The 1455-nt window shown below is 64.4% G+C and carries 1 protein-coding gene; it reads right to left on the bottom strand.

The window, feature by feature from the left end:
* A partial coding sequence (locus CTA01S_RS16070; RefSeq protein ID WP_062196851.1) for a TRAP transporter substrate-binding protein occupies positions 1 to 930 on the bottom strand: 930 nt, incomplete at its 3' end.
* Positions 931 to 1455 lie beyond the last annotated feature (525 nt).

Here is a 1455-nt window from a genome sequence, read left to right on the forward strand (position 1 = left end):
GTTGAAGGCCGCATCGATCACCGCCTTCGGGAAGGCCACCACCTTGGTGCCTGCTGCGACCAGCTGTTTGAGCGCGATGGGGTTGCGCACGTCGTACTTGGCCTGCATTTCGGTGTGCGCGTAGGCCGCCGCCGCCTCGATGATGGCCTTGTATTCCGACGACAGCCCTTCATAGGCTTTGGTGTTGACGTACAGATCCAGCTGGGGACCGCCCTCCCACCAGCCAGGGTAGTGATAGAAGGGCGCCACCTTGTTGAAGCCGAGCTTCTGGTCGTCGTACGGTCCGACCCACTCGGCCGCGTCGATCGTGCCCTTCTCCAGCGCCTGGTAGATCTCGCCGCCGGGGATGTTCTGCGGCACGCCGCCCAGGCGCTCGATCACCTTGCCGGCGAACCCCCCGACACGGAACTTCAGGCCCTTGTAGTCGGCCACGGTCTTGATTTCCTTGCGGAACCAGCCTCCCATCTGCGCCCCCGTATTGCCCATCGGGAAGCTGATGATGTTGTACTGGGCGTAGAACTCGCGCATCAGCTTCAAGCCATTGCCCTCGTACATCCAGGCCGTCATCTGCCGCGAGTTCAAGCCGAACGGGATGGCGCAGGCCAGGGCAAACGTCTCATCCTTGCCAAAGAAGTAATACGGCGCGGTGTGGGCCATCTCGACGGTGCCGTTCTGCACCCCATCGACCACACCAAACGGAGGCATCAATTCGCCACCGGCATGCACCGAGATCTGGAACTTGCCACCCGACATCTCGCTGACTTTCTTCGAGAAGGTCTCGGCAGCGCCGTAGATGGTGTCCAAGGCCTTCGGGAAGCTGGAAGCCAGACGCCAGCGAATATTGGCCTGCGCCTGCACGATGGCTGGCGCAGCACCGGCGGCCAGCACGCCGGCCAAGCCCGTGGTGCGGATGAAGGAACGACGTTCCATGGAAACACTCCTGTATCGATGAGAGCAGAAGACGAGAGAGCGAGTTCGCGGGGTCACACGAACGTGGGCGAATTCTAGGTGGCGGTTTTCAGCTTCCTGACAGGGTTTTTCCGGTGCGCAACTTCACTTACGGGCAAGCCCTGCCGGTATCGTCAGGATGATTTCAGCTTGACACGGTCATCGCCCTCGCCGCAGTCAACCTCGACCACGCCGATGGCCGCCCGCCGGCGCGATGCGCCGCGCGCGAAGGGCGGGGGCAGGAGGGTGTGCCAAAAAATGGAAAGCCCCGCCATGCGGGGGCTTTCATCGGAACCGCGAGGGCTCAGGCGCGGTCGGTCAGTCGCGCTCGGGCCTGGGCGTCAGGCCCAAGTGGGCTGTCGTCGGGTGCACGGACACGGGCGGGCGCCGGCGCGACCGCACGCGCGCCATGGCGCGGATCGCGGATACTCCCAAGCCCCGAACCGTCGCCTCGACGGCCCGGGCCGGGCGCAGCAGGCTTACAGCTTGGCCGACTGCATGTAGCGG

Source organism: Caldimonas taiwanensis NBRC 104434 (assembly GCF_001592165.1).
In the GTDB taxonomy this organism is placed as follows: domain Bacteria; phylum Pseudomonadota; class Gammaproteobacteria; order Burkholderiales; family Burkholderiaceae_C; genus Caldimonas; species Caldimonas manganoxidans.